Below are 3,216 nucleotides of genomic sequence, written 5' to 3' on the forward strand. Positions count from 1 at the left end.
GCCGGGCCGGCCCCCGCCGGCGCCCGGCCCCCCCCCCCCCCCCCCCCGCCCCCCCCCCCCCCCCCCCCCCCCCCCCCCCCCCCCCCCCCCCCCCCCCCCCGGCGCACGTCGCCCGGCGTGTCACCCGGGACATCCGGGACACCTGGGGCGCACCGTGCCCAGGACGGTGACGAGCCCCTGCCCTTCTGCGAGGATGAACCCATGAACGACCCCCGCCGCGACATGCCGATGCACGAGGCGCAGCACTCCTTCGACGTCGTCCTCCGGGGGTACGACCGCAACCAGGTCGCCGACACGATCGAACGGCTGGAGGCGGACTTCCGCATCGCGCTGGCCGACCGCGACGCCGCCGTCGAGCGCTCGGCCGACCTGGCCAGCCAGCTGTCGGCCCTGCACGGCGAGGTCGAGTCGCTGCGGCGCAAGGCCGCGACCGCCGCCGCCCCCACGTTCGAGAACATCAGCGAGCGCATCCAGCACATGCTGCAGCTGGCGGAGGAGGAGGCGGGCGAGATCCGGCGGGCCGCCGAGCTCGACGCCCAGGCCGTCCGCGAGCAGACCGACGCCGAGGAGCGCGCGCTGCAGGAGCGGCACGCGGCCGGGCAGGCCGAGGTCGAGCGGATGATCGCCGAGGCGCGGCAGGCCGCCGAGCAGATCATGCAGAAGGCGCAGCAGCGGGCCGACGAGCTGGTCGCCAAGGCGCAGGAGCGGGTGGCCCGCCTCGACGCCGAGTCGCAGGCCCGCCGGGCGAAGGTCGAGGAGGACTTCGACATCGCGCAGCGCGCCCGCCGGGCCGAGGCCGCCCAGGCCGAGGAGGAGCGCGAGCGCGTCTCCACCCAGGCCGCACGCCAGCGGATCGCCGCCGCCGAGCAGCACGCCGCCCAGCTCGTCGCCGACGCCGAGGCGCGCGCCGAGGCGATCCGCGAGGTCCGCGACGAGCTCACCAGCCGGCTAGTGCAGGCCCGACGGCTGCTGGACAGCCTCCCCGACCTCGGCGACCGCGCGCAGCAGTCCCGCGACGACGCCGACACCGAGCGGCGCGCACAGCACGCCGCACCCACGGGCGAGGCCGGTCAGCGGCAGCCCGCAGCCCCGCAGACCGCCCCCCAGCAGACAGCTCCGCAGCAGCAGGCGGCCCCGGCGGAGCGGCCGGAGCGCGCGCAGGCACCGGCACCCGCCGGCCAGGCCCCCGCAGCGGTCGCCGGCCCCCAGACCGGGCAGCAGCCCGCCGTCCAGGCCCCCCGGGCCGAGGGCGAGTCCGCCGCGGCGCGCCAGCCGACCCGCCCCGAGCCGGTGACCGCCACGTTCCCGGCGGTCACGCGCGCGGAGCCGACCACCCGCGCGCTGCCCCTGCCGTCGCGGCCGAACGCCACGGGGTCGACCCCGGCTGCGCAGGCCGCCCCGACGACGCAGTCGATCGACGAGCCGGTGGGCCAGGGGCGCTCCTGATCCCCCGGTACCGCCCTGCGACAGCCCGCGTGACCCCGGACCCCCGTGTCCGGCCGGCACGCGGGCTGTCGGCGCTCCTGGCCCTGCTGCTCCTCGCGCTGCCGGCCGTGCTGGGCGCGCCGGGTCGCGCGGCCGCCGACGAGCCGCGGTCCGGCCTCCTGCGGGTCGCCCACCTCTCGCCCGACACCCCGGCGGTCGACGTCTCGCTGACCGCGGCCGCACCTCCCGGTGAGGTCCTCGTCGACCCGGGGCCCGTCGTCGCGGCGGGGCTGGGGTACGGCGCGGTGGACGCCTACGCCGAGCTGCCCGCCGGCGCGTACGCGGTCAGCGTCCGGGCCGCCGGTGCGTCCGCCGGTACCGCCCCGGTGCTCTCGGCCCGCGTCGACCTCTCCCCGGGGCAGGCCCGGACCGTGGCGCTCACCGGCACCTTCGCCGACCTGACCCTGCAGCCGCTCGACGACGACCTGAGCCCTCCGCCGTCCGGCGCCGCCCGGGTGCGGGTGCTCGCCGCCGCGCCCGCGGCCACCCCGCTCGACGTCGTGCTGGCCGACGGCCCGGTGCTCGCGGCCGGTCTGGGCTTCCCGGACGCCGGGCCGCCCGTCGTCGTGCCGGGTGGCCGGCACCACGCCCTGGTGCCGGCCACCGGTGCCGAAGCCGAGCTGGACCTGCCCGCCGGCTCGATCCGCACGGTGCTCGCCCTGCAGCGCCCCGGCGGCGGCGTGGAGCTGCGAGTGGTCGCGGACGCCACCGGCCCCGCCGTCCGGCCGGTGGGCGGGGTGGAGGCCGGCGGTGGTGGGGCCGGCGCGGTCGGCGGCTGGCTCCCCCGCACCGTCTCCGTCCTGGCCGGCGCGCCCTGGCGCGCCGCCGCACGATCAGCGGAGCCCGCCGCCGCCCCGGTGCGGCTGCGCATCGCCGCAGCGGAGATCGACGCCCCGCTGGTCGCGGCCGGGCTCGACGGCTCCGGCGCCCTCGTCCCTCCGGCGGACCCCTCCGTGGCGGGCTGGTACTCCAGGGGCCCGCGCCCGGGCGCCGCCGGCCCGGCGGTGCTCACCGGGCACGTCGACTGGGCCGGTCGCGCCGGGGCGCTCGCCGGACTGGGCGGGGTGGCCCCCGGGGACGAGGTGCTGGTGGACCGGGGCGACGGGACGACGGCCCGCTTCCGGGTCACCGCCGTCGACCGGTACGCCAAGGCGGAGTTCCCGGGGACGACGGTCTACGCGCCGACCCCCGGGCCCCAGCTGCGGATCATCACCTGCGGCGGGGCGTTCGACCCGGCGACGGGCAGCTACCGGGACAACGTGGTGGTGTCGGCCGAGCTCGTGACCTGATGGAACGGCCCCGCTGCAGGGGCCCGCGCCGAGCTCGCGAGGCGTGGGGGCAGCGGGTCCTTGTTCAGCGACGCCGGGCGCGCGACCGCCAGCACACGGTGTGCCAGTGCCGGCGCCGGTCGGCCGCCGACTCGACGTCCCAGGGCTCGAGGTCGGAGTCCCGCAGGTAGGCCGGCCAGGTGACCACGTGCGGCGTCCCCGGGCGGATCTCCTGGTCGCAGCCGGGGCAGCGGTAGGTCTTGCCGGTCGAGCTGCCGGTGACCGGCCGGACCACCCAGTCCCCGTCACCGGACTCCTCGACGGCATCGACGGAGCGGGGGGGGGGGGGGGGGGGGGGGGGGGGGGGGGGGGGGGGGGGGGGGGGGGGGGGGGGGGGGGGGGGGGGGGGGGGGGGGGGGGGGGGGCGGGCGCGGGGGGGGGGGGGGGGGGGGGGGGGGGGGGG

At 80.2% G+C, this 3,216-nt stretch carries 3 protein-coding genes; 2 read left to right on the forward strand and 1 reads right to left on the reverse strand.

Annotated features, from left to right (window positions below; genetic code table 11):
• Positions 1-201: 201 nt before the first annotated feature.
• Both ACI8AG_RS20435 and ACI8AG_RS20440 read left to right on the forward strand, forming a co-directional pair.
• Entirely contained in the window at positions 202-1,446 is a 1,245-nt protein-coding gene (locus ACI8AG_RS20435; RefSeq protein WP_456598490.1) for a hypothetical protein, read from the forward strand.
• A 29-nt stretch (positions 1,447-1,475) separates the two neighbouring features.
• A complete protein-coding gene (locus tag ACI8AG_RS20440) occupies positions 1,476-2,774 on the forward strand; it encodes a class F sortase (RefSeq protein WP_456598491.1) in 1,299 nt (432 codons plus the stop codon).
• A gap of 64 nt (positions 2,775-2,838) precedes the next feature.
• On the opposite strand, the gene ACI8AG_RS20445 is transcribed toward ACI8AG_RS20440, so the two are convergent.
• On the reverse strand, positions 2,839-3,048 hold the full coding sequence (locus tag ACI8AG_RS20445) for a hypothetical protein (RefSeq protein ID WP_456591305.1): 210 nt from the start codon (positions 3,046-3,048) through the stop codon (positions 2,839-2,841).
• Positions 3,049-3,216 lie beyond the last annotated feature (168 nt).

Source organism: Blastococcus sp. SYSU DS0552 (assembly GCF_054050815.1).

Coding starts and splice junctions, on each gene's coding strand:
- ACI8AG_RS20435 (WP_456598490.1), top strand. CDS start 202: ATGAACGACCCCCGCCGCGACATGCCGATGCACGAGGCGCAGCACTCC.